The organism is Paenibacillus sp. FSL M7-0802 (assembly GCF_038004945.1).
Classification (GTDB): Bacteria; Bacillota; Bacilli; order Paenibacillales; family Paenibacillaceae; genus Paenibacillus; species Paenibacillus polymyxa_B.
Window position 1 is genome coordinate 2,777,880 of record NZ_JBBOSD010000001.1, and the last position, 18,430, is coordinate 2,796,309.

General features: G+C 47.0%; 12 protein-coding genes and 3 rRNA genes. 2 read left to right on the forward strand and 13 right to left on the reverse strand.

The genetic code is table 11. From position 1 onward, the window contains the following. From MHB54_RS12920 to MHB54_RS12950, 7 genes are all read right to left on the reverse strand, one after another. Complete coding sequence (locus tag MHB54_RS12920; protein WP_013308110.1) at positions 1 to 801, reverse strand: PSP1 domain-containing protein; 801 nt, start codon at positions 799 to 801, stop codon at positions 1 to 3. A 138-nt stretch (positions 802 to 939) separates the two neighbouring features. Next, a complete protein-coding gene (gene holB / locus MHB54_RS12925; protein WP_023986424.1) occupies positions 940 to 1,935 on the reverse strand; it encodes a DNA polymerase III subunit delta' in 996 nt (331 codons plus the stop codon). 247 nt (positions 1,936 to 2,182) lie between these two features. Continuing rightward, positions 2,183 to 2,626: a YaaR family protein gene (locus MHB54_RS12930; RefSeq protein WP_013308108.1), complete on the reverse strand. Its 444-nt coding sequence runs from the start codon at positions 2,624 to 2,626 to the stop codon at positions 2,183 to 2,185. A 197-nt stretch (positions 2,627 to 2,823) separates the two neighbouring features. After that, a complete protein-coding gene (locus tag MHB54_RS12935; protein WP_007427998.1) occupies positions 2,824 to 3,153 on the reverse strand; it encodes a cyclic-di-AMP receptor in 330 nt (109 codons plus the stop codon). 74 nt (positions 3,154 to 3,227) lie between these two features. Then, entirely contained in the window at positions 3,228 to 3,875 is a 648-nt protein-coding gene (gene tmk / locus MHB54_RS12940) for a dTMP kinase (protein ID WP_013308107.1), read from the reverse strand. Between the two features lie 103 nt (positions 3,876 to 3,978). Next, a complete protein-coding gene (locus tag MHB54_RS12945) occupies positions 3,979 to 5,562 on the reverse strand; it encodes an aminotransferase class I/II-fold pyridoxal phosphate-dependent enzyme (RefSeq protein ID WP_264454321.1) in 1,584 nt (527 codons plus the stop codon). A gap of 144 nt (positions 5,563 to 5,706) precedes the next feature. After that, positions 5,707 to 5,892 (reverse strand): sigma factor G inhibitor Gin, encoded by a 186-nt coding sequence (locus MHB54_RS12950; RefSeq protein ID WP_023986422.1) that lies wholly within the window; start codon positions 5,890 to 5,892, stop codon positions 5,707 to 5,709. A gap of 400 nt (positions 5,893 to 6,292) precedes the next feature. On the opposite strand from MHB54_RS12950, the gene MHB54_RS12955 reads away from it, so the two are divergent. Then, positions 6,293 to 6,820 (forward strand): hypothetical protein, encoded by a 528-nt coding sequence (locus MHB54_RS12955; protein WP_023986421.1) that lies wholly within the window; start codon positions 6,293 to 6,295, stop codon positions 6,818 to 6,820. Positions 6,821 to 7,193: 373 nt separating this feature from the next. On the opposite strand, the gene MHB54_RS12960 is transcribed toward MHB54_RS12955, so the two are convergent. The 6 genes from MHB54_RS12960 to gyrA form a co-directional block, all read right to left on the reverse strand. After that, positions 7,194 to 7,613: a hypothetical protein gene (locus MHB54_RS12960; protein WP_013308104.1), complete on the reverse strand. Its 420-nt coding sequence runs from the start codon at positions 7,611 to 7,613 to the stop codon at positions 7,194 to 7,196. A gap of 233 nt (positions 7,614 to 7,846) precedes the next feature. Further along, a 5S ribosomal RNA gene (gene rrf / locus MHB54_RS12965) occupies positions 7,847 to 7,963 on the reverse strand. 150 nt (positions 7,964 to 8,113) lie between these two features. After that, positions 8,114 to 11,039 (reverse strand): 23S ribosomal RNA (locus MHB54_RS12970). Positions 11,040 to 11,392: 353 nt separating this feature from the next. Further along, positions 11,393 to 12,948: ribosomal RNA gene (locus MHB54_RS12975) — 16S ribosomal RNA — on the reverse strand. Together the 16S, 23S and 5S rRNA genes form the textbook arrangement of a ribosomal RNA operon. 318 nt (positions 12,949 to 13,266) lie before the next feature. Next, positions 13,267 to 14,355 (reverse strand): HD-GYP domain-containing protein, encoded by a 1,089-nt coding sequence (locus tag MHB54_RS12980; RefSeq protein ID WP_028540988.1) that lies wholly within the window; start codon positions 14,353 to 14,355, stop codon positions 13,267 to 13,269. Between the two features lie 215 nt (positions 14,356 to 14,570). Then, positions 14,571 to 17,135: a DNA gyrase subunit A gene (gene gyrA, locus MHB54_RS12985; protein ID WP_264454322.1), complete on the reverse strand. Its 2,565-nt coding sequence runs from the start codon at positions 17,133 to 17,135 to the stop codon at positions 14,571 to 14,573. A 466-nt stretch (positions 17,136 to 17,601) separates the two neighbouring features. Between gyrA and MHB54_RS12990 the strand changes: the two genes are divergently transcribed. Next, positions 17,602 to 18,429: a YheC/YheD family protein gene (locus MHB54_RS12990; protein WP_025720769.1), complete on the forward strand. Its 828-nt coding sequence runs from the start codon at positions 17,602 to 17,604 to the stop codon at positions 18,427 to 18,429. Position 18,430 lies beyond the last annotated feature (1 nt).

Here is an 18,430-nt window from a genome sequence, read left to right on the forward strand (position 1 = left end):
TTACTTGACGACTACATCGTCCATTGGAAGTTCCTTGACCTTACTGATCTCAAACAGTTGAACATGCACCGTGCGATGACCTGCATTCACACCTACGACTTTACCTTCTCCCAAAGAGGTGATAACCATCTTACCCACCTGAGGTAGCTCTTCTCGCATGCTTTCGTAGTTATCATGTTCAAACTTGAGGCAGCACATCAATCTCCCGCACAACCCGGAAATCTTCGTCGGATTCAGCGACAAACTCTGATCCTTCGCCATCTTAATAGATACCGGCTCAAAATCCCCCAGCCATGAGGAGCAACACAGAATACGTCCACAAGGTCCGATTCCGCCAAGCATTTTAGCCTCATCCCGTACGCCGATCTGCCGCAGCTCGATCCGTGTACGAAAAATACTGGCCAAGTCCTTTACAAGCTCTCGAAAATCCACCCGACCCTCTGCCGTAAAATAAAAAATGATCTTATTGCGGTCAAATGTAAATTCTACATCTACCAGCTTCATTTTAAGGCCATGGTCTTTAATTTTATTTAAACACGTGCCGAATGCATCCTTGGCCGCCAATTTATTCTCTTCTACAACAAGAGCATCATCATCCCCAGCAATACGAATGACTTTTTTTAAGGGCAGGACAACATCCGAATCATTTACCTCTTTTTTGCCCACTACAACCTTGCCATATTCAATACCGCGCGCGGTCTCTACAATGACGCAGTTTTCTTTCTCCACTGGAAGGTCCAGCGGATCAAAATAATAAGTCTTGCCCGCCTTCTTGAAACGGACACCCACTACACTATACAAAAATTAACCCCCTTGTATGCCACTAAACCTCATTTGAAGCCGACATTGTACGAATGGCCGCAATTGAAGTCTCACTGTCGCACAAACCGGGAACCTGGCGTCGCGGATTGTGCAGAGTGGAACAAGCGCGCCTTCCTGTTAGCCGGTGATAGAACCGCTTGTATCGGACAACCCAATCAGAAGCTGCTCCACGCATAATTGCCCGTTGACGTGAAAACGGAGCTTCTTCCTGCAATTCGCGGCCAAATCCATATAAGAGACCCATTGTTCCGTGCTGCGGGTGATTGCCAATTTGGAGACGGACTCCAAATGATCTATGAAAACAATGCTTTCGTGCCTTCCGTAACGGAAATGAAGCATATCCTTAAACCACAAATGAAACAGATGAAACAGAATATCCAGGTGTTCAGAAAGTCCAGTTTTAAAAATCTTCTGTTGAGCCAGAATAATAGACGAACTCCCCCGACTCATGGACTCCTTCACTAATTGTAACACTACGTTTCTAATTTCTGCAAACCAATTCTGCTGGAGAATTTCTCTACATGATTCCAGTCCTGAAGCAATATGAACGACCGACCGGACAAGCCCTGCCGTATAGCCTTCCCCAATTAACGCCTGCATCATCACTTCTGGCTGTAAAGCGTGGAAAGGAACCTGCTGCGTCCGTGATTGAATCGTAGGTAGCAACGCCTGTCCATTTTCAGAAATGAGTATACCGACCACTGGAATCTGGGGCTCCTCCAAAAATTTAAGTAGGCTATTAGCAGCTTGCACTGTCATGGTATCCGCCTGTCGAATAATATATACCTTCGGATTGGAGCTTTCAGATTTGTAAGAAAATATACGTTGAAGCCCGCGAATCTGATCAATTTTAATCGTAGCTCCATCCGGCTCTACAATGTGCAAATCTGGATGATTCCCGTGCTCTACCTTACGGCACGACAAGCACTCCCCACATGCATCATCCGTCTGTCGCTCACAAAATAAAGCCTTAGCAAAGATCTGCGCCATGTTCATCTGCCCGCTTCCCGGCGGCCCGCTAAAAACATAGGCATGGTTGACCGTATGATTCCGTAGTGCACTTTGCAGCATTTTTTTGGCTACATCCTGGCCCATTATATGTTGAAAAGACATATTTCCTCACTTTCTCCACTGAAAACAACTGTGATCCCTCAGCAAACCGTTGTTCTTCCGGGCAAACTTTGTTGCTATTTTCATGATTCCAACTTCAAATCCTCGTTTTTCGGGGCAACTGCTGCTATTTCCGTATCACGTCTGCCCACATATACATAGTCAAAAATAATCTGCCAGCATGATCAGCAAGCAGATTATTTCTTCGTGGCAACAGCCCGTCTGTATTCATTTATAACATAAGTCTGCATTAAAATGAGAGATTAATCAGCAATCCTCTGATCTCACCGACCCCTTGCAAAAGCTCAATCTTGCCTTGTTCAGTTTCAAGCAGCTCATCCGCCATTTTGAGCAACAGCTCATCCACTTCATCAATCAGCTTATAACGTTTGCTGCGTCCCCGGCGATCCCAACCCTTTGTGTCCTTCATGGACACGCCTCGCCGAACTGTATCTTCCAAAAACCGTTTAACCAGCATCTTATAAGCCTTCAACTCACGAATCGTCATTGAACGTGCAAGACGATCTCCCTGCATTTGTATTTCCTTAAAGCGCCGATTCAATTCCTCCTGCGAAGCCTGCTCCCCATTTTGCTGCATAACGTCGGAGAAGCTCTTGGGCTGAATTGGCTTTGCACTCATTTCATTTGTAGACAATGTACTTTGTAAAGGGCGATAGCCCGGATTTATTTTCATATAAACCTGCTTTCTCCCCGGATGCTTCCACTTTCCCCCTTCATGAACAGTTCAAACTAGAACTCGGGGTTTCTTCGGCTTTCCGGGGACTACGCTGTAGCGCTGCCGTTTTAGTGGATCTGCCCTCACTCCCATCATGTGAGAAGATACAGGCGATTCCCCTATCATATCGGCAGAATAGGCCCTATTGTGTAGATTCAGAAATGCTCGAAACGGTCTACAGGCATCACGAATACCGTCGCTCCACCCACCTGCACTTCAACAGGTAACGGTAAATAGGAATCCGTCGTCCCGCTCATAGGGGTAACGGGTGTGACCAGCTGTTCACGAACCTTGCAACTGCTGCGAATGACGTTCATTAATGAGTCCACCTGATTGTCATCAACACCGATCATAAATGTCGTATTACCTGCACGCAGAAATCCTCCTGTGCTCGCCAATTTGGTAGCACGGAAATTAGCTTTCACCAGTCCGCTGGATAATCTATTACTGTCCTTATCCTGTACAATCGCAATAATCAGCTTCATCCTGTATTCCTCCTTCAAGTCATATTAGAGACAACCTTGTCCCTAGCTCAATTTTACCGTATATCCTTCGACAATTATATGCTAAAATTCTGAACAAACCGCTTTTTCAGCAAATCCTTCAATACTTGCTCCACCTGCTCTGGCGCCGGAGATGCATCAACAATTGTAATTCGCTCCGGAAATTTGCGAGCCAACTCCAAATATGCCTCTCGCACCTTATGGTGAAACGATATACTCTCCATGTCGAGGCGGTCCATTTCTGCTCCTCGTGACGCATTAATTCTTGCCAATCCCAATTCGGGCTCAATATCCAGATAAAATGTGGCATCCGGCTCCCAATCATCAACCGCGAAGCGATTAATTGAAGCTACCTCTTCAATTCCGATCCCTCTTGCAAATCCTTGATAGACCAAGCTACTATCCACAAAACGATCACATAATACGATAGCTCCCTGTTCAATAGCCGGCTTTACCTTCTCCACCAAATGCTGACGCCGCGCCGCCGCGTATAAAAGTGCCTCTGTTCGAGCATCCATACTGGTATGAGCAGGGTCCAAAATGATAGAGCGAATCTTTTCGGAAATTTCGATGCCACCCGGCTCCCTCGTCGTGATGACTGGATAGCCTTCTTCCTCCATAAACTTCGCCAGCCGTTGAATCATAGTTGTTTTACCGGAGCCGTCTCCCCCCTCCAGTGTGATAAAAATGCCTTTGCGATTCATGTTATTCCCTGCTTTCCTGCCTGAAAAATAAAAGTCACCCACAGGCTACGTATGCTTCTTTTATTCAGTCTTCTGTATTTGTTAAGTCTCTAGTATCTAATCTTTATTGTAAACGGAATACCCGAATTGTAAGCATACTTTCATCTGATATCCCATGCCACTTGGCTCCCAGCTCACGTAGACGACTCATCCGCAGTGCAATCGCTTCTGTGATTGTTTCTCCTGTATATAACAGCGGAATACCTGGAGGATACGGGATAATCATTTCAGCCACTACCCTGCCAGCGGAATCGTCTACAGACACGTTCTCTATCTGATCCGGGCTAATCGGTCGAAGCCCAAACGGCACCGGACTAGAGTATCCCTTCATTCTATCATTGTTCCACGTGGAAAAATCTAATTCGAGTCTTTGCAGCTCTTTTTCCGTTACCCCCGGTTCACCAGCCGTCTCCTTAAATCTTATATCATTATCTATATGCACAAGAGCCTGCAACAGGTGACTCGCATCCTTAGGCGTAGAGCCTAACGTAAACAATAAAACAACATGTTTTTCGTCGCTCATCTCTGGAGTACATCCATAAGTCTCCAACTCATGCTTGAGTCCAAACCCATCCAGTATCCCCCATGTATCATACAGCACCAATTTAAAAGGATCCTGGGTTGAATATCCGCTTATTCCCTCCTCATCCCTTTCTAGGACCTCAGAGATTCCCCTGTGAGCGTCTTTCCCCTCTAGTTCCTGCTGTGTAGGTCCTAGCAAGCGAAAGCGTGGGAGCTGCTCCAGCCCCTTTCTAAAAGCATCTGCCGCCGCTAAGCCCACTGTAAAAGCATCCGCTCCATACGCCTCTATATACCATCTTGCCAAATCCAGTGAAGCCATTAACGGATAAGAAGGGCTAGAGCTCTGCACCATCGCCAACCGCTGACGAAGCAGTTCCCGATGGATTCTCTCTCCCTGCACATGTAACATGGCCCCCATGGTCATGGCTGGAAGCATTTTATGTGTCGACTGGACGACTACATCAGCCCCGCAGGATAGCGCAGAGGCTGGCAAACGAGGATGCAGCCCATAATGGGCACCGTGTGCCTCATCTACCAATAGCGGCACATGGGCTGCATGACAAGCCTTAGCCGTTGCCGTCAGGTCATGCCCCATCCCATAGTAATTAGGTAGTGTAAGTAACACCCCTTTAGCCGAAGGATAGGCCTTCAGTGCTGCCTTTATTGTATCCGTCGTTGGGGCAACCGCCAGTCCGCTTAGTGTATCTATTTCCGGATCCAGGAATACCGCGTTAGCCCCTGACAGCATGAGACCGTTCAGGACAGATTTGTGCACATTCCTCTGTACCAGCAGTAGATCTCCCGGCTCCGTACATACAGTTAAAATCATAGCCAAATTACCGACCGTGCTTCCTCCAATTAGCCAAAAGCTCTCTTCAGCACCAAAGCACTTTGCAGCCAGTCCCTGCCCTTCACGAATCACATCTTCTGGGTGATGCAAATCATCCAGTCCAGAAATTTCTGTCGCATCAATAGACATCACTTCTTGCAACAGAGACGCAATATTTTCATGCTCATATACTTGTCCATTTTTATGACCGGGTACATGGAAAGAAGCATTGCCCTGAGTCCGGTAACGTATTAGAGCTTCCATTAATGGTGCATGTACCGCCTTTTTCCCCATCATTCTGCAATCCTTCCAAACAAAGCTTTATATCTACCTTATTTTATCGTAAAATCAAGCGGAATCCTACTTTTACTCACAGAAAAAAAGGCCCGTATCGACAGACCTTGGAATGCCAATCCTTCAAAGACTAATTAGCAAAGGATATTATGCATTTTTCTGTACCCAGATTTGCTTTAGTTGATCAATAAAAAAATGATATTTGGCATCAGTTGCATCCGTGTGCACCATTTCAGCTTCACACGTATCACAGATAAACTCGGAAACGATAAAAATGCCTTCATGCTTGTGCTGCCCGCATATAATGCAGCGGTGGCCGCCTTGATCATGCATATCCATCCCACCTTGTTTCTTTTACTATTAGTATGGGGCACTTTCTACTATTTTAAACCTTTTCATAGCCCAGTTCGACGATATACTCTATATATATTCCTTCTGGGCCATTATGGTGTTTGTACCCCGTATGTTTAAAAAACAGCCGTCTATGCCGATATAATAAGAAAAGCTCTTATGTATGGATACCCTTTCATCGGAGCCCTTGAACACTTCATCAGTGATAGCTTTTCCAGTAATTATAGAGTAGGCTAGCTAACACTGGATGTTGATCATTCTGTATTTCTACAAAAACGATTAAATGCTTATTTAAAGCGGCATGAGCGAAGTACCGTCCCTTTTTCCGGCTGTGGACGGGAAGCCACTTGTGATGCAGTAGATTAATGAAAGGACTGTTCGCATGACAGAGGAAACCGGAACCAAAGCTACCTACTATCACTACAAGCTCATTAAAAAAATCAGTATACCGCGTCAACTAATATGGAGTCACATCACATTACCTATTATTATGCTTCTCTTTCTGCTTCTTGCCTTTTCCTGGACTAGCGTGTTTTTGTTTGCTCTTGCCTTTTTCCTAACCTTATGGGTACACTTCGTAATCTCACGATCTGTCCTATACATCGGTGGCGGAACATCCTTCCGCAAACGCTGGGCATTCCATCGTAAATTACCTTGGCTAGGCTATATGACAGACCAGTATATAGGCTATAGCATCTTTCGTCGTGTGCACATACATACCCTCTGGATCGGTATCTGCTTATCAGCCGTATTCATTCTCTGGTCTCCACCAGCCTTTACTGTATCCTTACTCTTCTGGCATCTATGGCTTATTGCACCGCGTCTATACATCCTCAGTCGGCTTACAGGCGAGAGAAAAGACGGCATGTTGAAGTTTACCGATGAAGATGCCTCATATTATCAACAGTAAATCTAACCACTCATTATCCGTACAGATAGAAAATTCAGGTCTGAACTAACCTACACCCATATAGACCGAAGCAATAAAAAAGGAGCAACCTCAACCGGTTACTCCTTTTTTTGTGACTTAACAACTGTAATCGTTATATTCGCTTATCAAGTAAACTTTTCCTCATCATTATCCTCGTTATTCATGTAGAGCATTTGATCAACATGCAAATATATAAAAGGAAGCCACCCCCTACTCAACTGCAGTTCTGAGTGCTTCCCCATATCCGATCTCTTCATTCATCATTATACACAGCATACAATACGCTATGAGTTTACTAAAAATATGATCTACAATAAATCCTATGCTGCTTACTCGGTTGAAAACCGTGTCCCTAATTAAGATCCACGCTTTTGCTCTTCACAACAGCCTTTCTGTCTTTTGGAACCAATACAGTAAAAGAACCATCATGCACAGATAAATGCACCATGTGTTTATTTTTCTGAAACACCTTCTGATTCGAGGTGGATAAATTCGGTTCCTCAGTCCAGCCCCAAGCTGCAATCTCCTCTAGATAAGGGGCAGGTAGACTATCACTTTCCTTCAATGCTGGCAGTGCATAGCGAACATAGTCCATGTCCGAATTACTGCTGGCCCGATCGGTTTTACTAGCTTCTTTGGGAACCGGAAACGTCTTCTCATTGGCAGCACCCTCAAACGATGTCCAAGAAGGCTCCTCCTCCACGCACCCGGTAAGAATCGCGACAGCGACACTGAATAGCACCAATAGAGCAAGCCATTTATTTCGCCGCATGATCTTCCCTCCTTACCAGCCTGATTGACTATACAAAATCCTATGATGGAGTTTGCATAATTCTGCAATAATGCAGCGTGTGTGTATGGGATTCAATACCTATATTATACAGGGTTTACTCTTACATTCCGTAACAAAAATGTTACCTTCCTTTTGTAAGGATATTTCTAAAGTATACGTATATGCAAAAAAGAACCATAATCTCAATGAGATCATGGTCCTCTTTACTTGTTGCTTGGCGACGTCCTACTCTCCCAGGACCCTGCGGTCCAAGTACCATCGGCGCTGGAGGGCTTAACGGTCGTGTTCGGGATGGGTACGTGTGGAACCCCTCCGCTATCGCCACCAAACATGAATTTGCTGTGCAAATTCTACCGTGTGGTTATTCGGTTCATCACTTTTGTGTGAATGAATAGCCACGCGCTTGTATGTATGTATTTCTACACACCTTCAAGGTTACACCCTGAAAACTGGATCCGAAACTCATTGCGTTTTATTCTTAGGATAAGCCCTCGACCGATTAGTATTGGTCAGCTCCATGCATTACTGCACTTCCACCCCCAACCTATCTACCTCGTCGTCTTCAAGGGGTCTTACTAATTGGGAAATCTCATCTTGAGGGGGGCTTCACGCTTAGATGCTTTCAGCGCTTATCCCTTCCGTACATAGCTACCCAGCGGTGCTCCTGGCGGAACAACTGGTACACCAGCGGTACGTCCATCCCGGTCCTCTCGTACTAAGGACAGCTCCTCTCAAATTTCCTACGCCCACGACAGATAGGGACCGAACTGTCTCACGACGTTCTGAACCCAGCTCGCGTACCGCTTTAATGGGCGAACAGCCCAACCCTTGGGACCTACTTCAGCCCCAGGATGCGATGAGCCGACATCGAGGTGCCAAACCTCCCCGTCGATGTGGACTCTTGGGGGAGATAAGCCTGTTATCCCCAGGGTAGCTTTTATCCGTTGAGCGATGGCCCTTCCATGCGGTACCACCGGATCACTAAGCCCGACTTTCGTCCCTGCTCGACTTGTAGGTCTCGCAGTCAAGCTCCCTTCTGCCTTTGCACTCTTCGAATGATTTCCAACCATTCTGAGGGAACCTTGGGGCGCCTCCGTTACTCTTTAGGAGGCGACCGCCCCAGTCAAACTGCCCACCTGACACTGTCCTCGCACCGGATCACGGTACCAAGTTAGAACCTAGATACGATCAGGGTGGTATCCCAAGGATGCCTCCTCTCAAGCTGGCGCTCAAGATTCAACGGCTCCCACCTATCCTGTACAGATCGTACCCAAATTCAATATCAAGCTGCAGTAAAGCTCCATGGGGTCTTTCCGTCTTGTCGCGGGTAACCTGCATCTTCACAGGTATTAAAATTTCACCGGATCTCTCGTTGAGACAGCGCCCAAGTCGTTACGCCATTCGTGCGGGTCAGAATTTACCTGACAAGGAATTTCGCTACCTTAGGACCGTTATAGTTACGGCCGCCGTTTACTGGGGCTTCGGTTCATAGCTTCGCCCGAAGGCTTACCACTCCCCTTAACCTTCCAGCACCGGGCAGGCGTCAGCCCGTATACTTCGCCTTGCGGCTTCGCACAGACCTGTGTTTTTGCTAAACAGTCGCTTGGGCCTTTTCACTGCGGCCCCCTCGGGCTATTCACCCTACCGAGGCACCCCTTCTCCCGAAGTTACGGGGTCATTTTGCCGAGTTCCTTAACGAGAGTTCTTCCGCGCGCCTTAGAATTCTCTTCTCGCCTACCTGTGTCGGTTTGCGGTACGGGCACCTTCTCCTGGCTAGAGGCTTTTCTTGGCAGTCTGAGATCATGACCTTCGCTACTATAATTTTCGCTCCCCATCACAGCCCAGCCTTAACGATGTGCGGATTTGCCTACACACCAGCCTCACTGCTTAGACGGACATCCATCAGTCCGCGTCACTACCCTACTGCGTCACCCCATTGCTCATAACGGATTACGGTGGTACAGGAATTTCGACCTGTTGTCCTTCGACTACGCCTATCGGCCTCGCCTTAGGTCCCGACTTACCCTGAGCGGACGAACCTTCCTCAGGAACCCTTAGGCTTTCGGCGGATCTGATTCTCACAGATCTTTTCGTTACTCATACCGGCATTCTCACTTGAATGCAGTCCAGCGCTCCTTACGGTACACCTTCAACCCGCATTCAACGCTCCCCTACCCCTGATGCAAGCATCAAGCCATAGCTTCGGTGGTGTGTTTAGCCCCGTTACATTTTCGGCGCAGAGTCACTCGACCAGTGAGCTATTACGCACTCTTTCAATGGTGGCTGCTTCTAAGCCAACATCCTGGTTGTCTGTGCAACTCCACATCCTTTCCCACTTAACACACACTTGGGGACCTTAGCTGATGGTCTGGGCTGTTTCCCTTTCGACAATGGATCTTAGCACTCACTGTCTGACTCCCGGAACTAAATCTATGGCATTCGGAGTTTGACTGAGCTTGGTAACCCTTGCGGGCCCCGCACCCAATCAGTGCTCTACCTCCACGATTCTTTTTTCCGAGGCTAGCCCTAAAGCTATTTCGGGGAGAACCAGCTATCTCCGGGTTCGATTGGAATTTCTCCGCTACCCCCACCTCATCCCCGCATTTTTCAACATGCGTGGGTTCGGGCCTCCAGTGCGTGTTACCGCACCTTCACCCTGGACAGGGGTAGATCACCCGGTTTCGGGTCTACGTCCACGTACTCATTCGCCCTATTCAGACTCGCTTTCGCTGCGGCTTCAGCTCTTCACCTTAACCTTGCACGGGAACGTAACTCGCCGGTTCATTCTACAAAAGGCACGCCATCACCCATAGATCGGGCTCTGACTTCTTGTAAGCACACGGTTTCAGGATCTATTTCACTCCCCTTCCGGGGTGCTTTTCACCTTTCCCTCACGGTACTGCTTCACTATCGGTCGCCAGGGAGTATTTAGCCTTGGCAGATGGTCCTGCCGGATTCATACGGGGTTTCACGTGCCCCGCACTACTCGGGATCCGTCTCGGAGAGAACAAGTTTTGAACTACAGGGCTTTTACCTTCTCTGGCGGGCCTTTCCAGACCTCTTCATCTAACCGGTTCCTTTGTAACTCCATGTGAGACGTCCCACAACCCCAAGGAGCAAGCTCCTTGGTTTGGGCTAATCCGCGTTCGCTCGCCGCTACTGACGGAATCACTATTGTTTTCTCTTCCTCAGGGTACTTAGATGTTTCAGTTCCCCTGGTCTGCCTCTATTCTGCCTATGTATTCAGCAGAAAGTGACTGTCGATGAAGACAGCCGGGTTTCCCCATTCGGACATCCCCGGATCAAAGCTTGCTTACAGCTCCCCGAGGCTTTATCGTTGTTCGCCACGTCCTTCGTCGGCTCCTGGCGCCTAGGCATCCTCCGTGTGCTCTTTGTAGCTTAACCTAGTATTTACATGGTAAATACGATTTGCTTTGAATTTCGGTTCAACACAAATGTGTGAATAAAATTCAAGGCAGCTACCTTTATTTCACTTGTTTACACAAGATCAGCTTAAAGGAATATTCTAAAACGCAATTTCGTTTCGGTATCCAGTTTTCAAGGTGCAATTCGCTTCATTGAAGCGAAACCCGATGAATATTTCGGTTCCACACAGATGTGTGAATGAAACATTCGTCGAAGCTTGAGAGTTTGAGCTCTCAAAACTGAGCAACGAGTGAGTAACAGGCCTAAACCTGAGTTTTGAAGCTTACGCTTCATATTTGAATGTTTCCGTTGCAGGAAACGATTCTCCATAGAAAGGAGGTGATCCAGCCGCACCTTCCGATACGGCTACCTTGTTACGACTTCACCCCAATCATCTACCCCACCTTCGGCGGCTGGCTCCCTTGCGGGTTACCCCACCGACTTCGGGTGTTGTAAACTCTCGTGGTGTGACGGGCGGTGTGTACAAGACCCGGGAACGTATTCACCGCGGCATGCTGATCCGCGATTACTAGCAATTCCGACTTCATGTAGGCGAGTTGCAGCCTACAATCCGAACTGAGACCGGCTTTTCTAGGATTGGCTCCACCTCGCGATTTCGCTTCCCGTTGTACCGGCCATTGTAGTACGTGTGTAGCCCAGGTCATAAGGGGCATGATGATTTGACGTCATCCCCACCTTCCTCCGGTTTGTCACCGGCAGTCTGCTTAGAGTGCCCAGCTTGACCTGCTGGCAACTAAGCATAAGGGTTGCGCTCGTTGCGGGACTTAACCCAACATCTCACGACACGAGCTGACGACAACCATGCACCACCTGTCTCCTCTGTCCCGAAGGAAAGGCCTATCTCTAGACCGGTCAGAGGGATGTCAAGACCTGGTAAGGTTCTTCGCGTTGCTTCGAATTAAACCACATACTCCACTGCTTGTGCGGGTCCCCGTCAATTCCTTTGAGTTTCAGTCTTGCGACCGTACTCCCCAGGCGGAATGCTTAATGTGTTAACTTCGGCACCAAGGGTATCGAAACCCCTAACACCTAGCATTCATCGTTTACGGCGTGGACTACCAGGGTATCTAATCCTGTTTGCTCCCCACGCTTTCGCGCCTCAGCGTCAGTTACAGCCCAGAGAGTCGCCTTCGCCACTGGTGTTCCTCCACATATCTACGCATTTCACCGCTACACGTGGAATTCCACTCTCCTCTTCTGCACTCAAGCTCCCCAGTTTCCAGTGCGACCCGAAGTTGAGCCTCGGGATTAAACACCAGACTTAAAGAGCCGCCTGCGCGCGCTTTACGCCCAATAATTCCGGACAACGCTTGCCCCCTACGTATTACCGCGGCTGCTGGCACGTAGTTAGCCGGGGCTTTCTTCTCAGGTACCGTCACTCTTGTAGCAGTTACTCTACAAGACGTTCTTCCCTGGCAACAGAGCTTTACGATCCGAAAACCTTCATCACTCACGCGGCGTTGCTCCGTCAGGCTTTCGCCCATTGCGGAAGATTCCCTACTGCTGCCTCCCGTAGGAGTCTGGGCCGTGTCTCAGTCCCAGTGTGGCCGATCACCCTCTCAGGTCGGCTACGCATCGTCGCCTTGGTAGGCCTTTACCCCACCAACTAGCTAATGCGCCGCAGGCCCATCCACAAGTGACAGATTGCTCCGTCTTTCCTCCTTCTCCCATGCAGGAAAAGGATGTATCGGGTATTAGCTACCGTTTCCGGTAGTTATCCCTGTCTTGTGGGCAGGTTGCCTACGTGTTACTCACCCGTCCGCCGCTAGGTTGATTAGAAGCAAGCTTCTAATCAACCCCGCTCGACTTGCATGTATTAGGCACGCCGCCAGCGTTCGTCCTGAGCCAGGATCAAACTCTCCATTAAAGACCAACCGAAGTTGGTTTATAGAAAGAGCGATGAGCTCATTTTGAAACTGACGAGATAAAATATCTCTTGTTTGATTTTGCGAACAAAATCGTTTTACTCACTCGTTGTTCAGTTTTCAAAGATCAAACATTCAATGTCCGCATCGGCGTTTCTTTCAACCCCTCAGCAACTTTTATAGTGTATCATATTTTCTAGAGTTATGTCAACACTTTTTTCAAAAGTGTTTTTCGCTCTTCTTGATAACACTTGAAGCGACAAGAAATAATATATCATACTTTCTTTATATTGTGCAACTGTTATTTTAAAAATACTTAGTTAAGTAACAATACACTCGATATAAAGCTCTCTTTGCAGCATTAAGTTAATGATTTCCCCATCTACTTGAATCAACGGCCGAGTCGGATGATCTCGATCAGCGAAAATAATTTCCCCTGTACGGTTATCATTGAGGCGCACCTTGGTTCCATTATTGAATTGGGTTAACTTATGAATAAAAACTTGTACGACACTTGGGTCCAGCTTTCCAAATGATTCTGACTTGATTTGCTCTAGAACCAGATACGGTGATTGGGCAGGTCGGTATGTTTTCTCTAGAGTCATAGCATGGAATACATCAGCCACTCCAACGATTTTAGCGTAGATGTGGATTTGTTCCCCTTTAAGACGCAGTGGATATCCAGTACCGTCCACTTTCTCATGATGCTGAAGAGCTGCCAAACGCACACCTTCGTTAATAGCTTTCACATTTTTAAGCAACTGGTATCCTAGTGATGTATGGCGACGTATTTCTTCTTGCTCTTCCCACGTTAGTTTGGAGGGCTTATACAGAATGACCGGGTCCATTTTAGCGTTCCCTATGTCATGAAGCAATCCAGCAAAAGCCACTTGCATCCAATCCTTTTGAGGTAATCCGATCCATTGTGCAATGGAATAGGAAGTAAGGGAGGTTAGCACGGCGTTGTGAAAAATATAGTCCACTTCGATCATGGCGGGCGGAGTATAGGTCATTACATTATAGCGCTGAATGTGCACCAGTAAGGACTCCAATTGTCCTCGCAGTTCATATATAGATAAATTAGAGACGAGCACCGATTGAAATGCATTCTTAACGAGCATCACCATTTTGTCATACTCATCCTGAAATTGTTCAGATTCATCTCGTCCATCTAACGAAGGTCCTTGCGATTCAGATGTTCCAGATCGAACAGTCGTAGACTCGCTACTGGATTTTGTAAGATCATCCGTCCCTACCTCAACTTGCTGGATCAGGAACGCCTGTAAAATCTCCAAGTCACGCGGTAGCAGAATGCGCCCTTTCGGTAGCAGCAAGCTGCCCATTTCTGTAAATACATCGCTTTGCAATCTAAGTCCTGCTTTTAATTCGGATACGGGTACAGTTGTCATGGTCAACCTCTCTGTTCTCACAACAGCTGCTCCAGCTGCCAGTTATGATGTCATTATATTACTTGGGAATGATCCTGTACATTCATTTTATGCCATTTAAAGCATACTTGTCTGAATTCGTTAGCCAGAAAAAGAAAAAGACTCCCCGACCAAATAGTCAGAGAGTCTGTTCCATCTGAAATTTAATAACTACTGTTGTTTCCATATTCAGGCTCTTATTCGCCCTCAGAAGATTCTGGGTCGTTACCTTCCGCACCTTCTGTATTCGTTTCGAGAGTTGGTTCAACAAATGATAGAGATGAGCCCTCTCCAGCTTCCCCACCCTCTAATAATTCTTCAAGCAGTTCATCCTGCTCCTCATTCTTGTTCGCTCGACAAACAGTTGCAACCGAATCATCATCGCGAATATTAATCAGCCTTACCCCTTGTGTATTCCGACCCATCGTGGAGATTTCCCCCATGCTAGTCCGAATCAAGGTGCCACTAGCTGTAATGATCATCAGATCCTCTTCGGTTTTTACAACCTTGAGACCGACAACCGGACCATTTTTATCCGTAACATTAATCGTCTTGATCCCCTTACCTCCACGGCTTTGGATACGATAATCCACAACAGGGGTACGCTTGCCATAACCTTTGGCCGTTACAATCAGGATATCCAGGCTGGTATCTACGATGTCCATACCAATTACAGCATCACTCTCATCAAGGTTGATCCCTTTAACCCCTGTAGCGCTACGGCCCATAGACCGTACATCACTTTCAGGGAAACGGATAGACATGCCTTGTGCTGTACCAATAATCATTTCCTGTTGTCCGTCCGTCAGCTTCACTTCGATCAGGGAGTCATCTTCACGCAAGTTAATGGCAATCAAGCCACCTTTGCGGATATTTGCATAGTCGTCAAGTGGTGTCTTCTTTATGATTCCATGCTGGGTCGCAAAGAATAGATAGCTATCCTCCACAAATTCCTCGATTGGAATTACCGCATTGATCGACTCACCCTGTTCAATCTGAATCAGGTTAATAATCGGTGTTCCCCGGGCTGTCCGGCTAAGGTCAGGAATCTCATAGGCCTTAATCCGATATACCTTGCCCTTGTCGGTAAAGAATAACAAATGATGATGTGAATTCGTAATGAACAGATGCTCTACGAAATCCTCATCTTTGGTATCCATACCCACTACACCACGACCACCGCGTTTTTGACTGCGATAGGTAGTAACAGGAAGGCGTTTGATATATCCCGTATGGGTTACAGTAATAATAACATCTTCACGCGGAATGAGATCCTCATCCAGAATACTCTCTTCACCCACTGTAATTTCAGTGCGACGGTCATCAGCGAAGCGTTCCTTAAGTTCATTCAGCTCTTCGCTAATGATGTTGAGTACCAGATGCTCGTTCGCCAAAATCTCACGGTATTCCGCAATCTTTTGTATTAGCTCGTTATATTCGTTCTCGATCTTCTCACGTTCCAAACCGGTTAAGCGTTGCAGACGCATATCGAGAATAGCCTGAGACTGCTCAAGAGTGAGCGAGAAACGCTCAATCAGTCCTTCACGAGCTGCTTCTGCAGTTTGGGAAGAACGAATCAAAGCAATAACTTCGTCCAGATGGTCAAGGGCAATGCGCAAGCCTTCCAGAATGTGTGCTCTGGCTTCGGCTTTTTTCAGATCAAATTCTGTCCGGCGACGAATAACCTCGACCTGATGTTTGAGATAATGATACAAGACATCCTTCAGGTTCAAAATCTTCGGTTCGTTGTTTACAATGGCAAGCATATTAATACCGAAATTCGACTGCATAGCCGTATGTTTAAACAAATTATTCAGAACGACGTTCGGGTTCACGTCCCTACGCAACTCGATAACGACACGCATACCTGTACGGTCCGATTCATCCCGAAGATCCGTAATGCCTTCAATACGTTTGTCACGTACTAATTCGGCAATTTTCTCAACCAGACGAGCCTTATTCACTTGGTAAGGCAACTCATGCACGATAATCCGTGCTTTATTGCCAATCTCTTCTATGGTGGTCTTCGCACGCATGGTCACAGATCCGCGGCCAGTCTGGTACGCCTGACGGATACCAGAGCGTCCTAAAATATAACCTGCTGTCGGGAAATCGGGCCCTTGAATATAATCCATAAGTTCCATCGGCGTAATGTCGGGGTTTTCGATCAATGCTTGTACACCATCGATAACCTCTCCCAAGTTATGCGGAGGAATATTGGTAGCCATTCCGACTGCAATTCCGCCGACACCATTCACCAGCAAGTTAGGATAACGTGCAGGTAATACGACGGGCTCGCTCTCTTCACCATCGTAGTTCGGCATAAAATCAACGGTCTCTTTGTTCAAATCACGTAGCATTTCCATGGCAATCTTGGACAACCGTGCTTCGGTGTAACGCATCGCAGCCGCCATATCTCCATCCACGGAGCCAAAGTTACCGTGTCCATCCACCAACATATAACGCAAAGAAAAATCCTGCGCCATCCGCACCATCGTATCATATACAGCCGTATCACCATGAGGGTGATATTTACCGATAACTTCGCCGACGATTCTTGCCGATTTTTTGTAAGGCTTATCTGGCGACATGCCCAGCTCGGACATCGCGTACAAAATACGACGGTGTACCGGCTTCAGTCCGTCCCGCACATCAGGCAAGGCACGGCTAACAATAATACTCATGGCATAATCCATAAAGGATTCGCGCATTTCCACTCCGATATCCCTATTGATGATTTGCGAGTTATTTTGATCCGCCATGCTGGTCCTCCTTCTTATCCTTCAATACAATGCTCTCTATGTGAAAAGCCTAACAAGATACTGCCTATACACTCCGCTCTCTGCGCAGGATTTTGGCTGAAATCCTCATCTGTATAATTATATTACTTTCACAAAAAGAGCACAATTAAACACATCTGTCCTCTTTACAGCGTAAATCCCTCGTCATTCTCTCTCTGCCTGTAGCAGATCGCTATTCTCTTGTACAACTCACAAGCCCTGATTATAACAAATTCCCCAGAGCTGGGGATTAGCCCCCACCCTAAGGGCCTTTTCCACATACAATACGTATACGGTCAGGGTTCACTTAGCAAAATTCCGAAAAACGCCGTATTTCTCTATTATATCATTGTTTTACGCACTTGTCCTTTAGTTTCCCTTGTTTTGTCAAAGTGTTGCGGATTCCAAGTACATGACTCATATTTCGAAAAGAAAGGGATGAGATTACTTGTCTATTCAGCGAGTATCCAGTAAGTGGACCAAAACAAATGCCATTCTCCCCAATCCGACATTGGCCGCTTATGTACCGGAAACACGGTTGTACACGTTTGATCACTTGAACGAAATGTTGGCCGTGTATGGTACTGTCTATATTAAGCCTGATAACGGTACTTATGGAAAAGGGGTTATGCGGGCAGAGAGGCTGACAGAACCGCTTCCGCCGACAGAAGAAGGAATCATCGAAGAGAGAACTTGGTATGTGCTTCGCTATGAAGTAGATACCTTCACCTTCGAAAGTCTAGAAGATCTGCATAGAGTGGTTTCTTCCCGCATACGAAAACGTCCATATCTGATCCAGCGTGGAATTCCACTTCTTCAGCATGAAGCACGCCCTTTCGATCTGAGGGTATTAACCCAGATGAACTTAAGACACCAATGGGAAACAACGCTTATTGTAGGACGCGTAGCTGCTCCTGACAAAGTCGTCACCAATCATCACAGCGGTGGGACAACGCGCTTTTTCAATGAGCTGGTCGCTCCATACATGGATGTAAAGGAATCTGTACGACTGGAGCAAAAATTATCAAAAATGGGCGAACGGGTAGCCTGGCAGTTGCAAAAAAGATACCCACGTTTAAGGGAAATAGGATTAGATGTGGGACTGGATCAGCAAAATTATCCGTGGATTCTGGAGGTTAACACGAGACCAGCAATCAAGGTGTTCTCTTCCCTTCCAAACAAAAGCCTCTATCATAAAATATTCAGATATGCAGTAGGCTACGGACGGTACTCTCCATCCACGGGTAAAGCCGTACGCTCTAAGAAAAAAGCCTAAA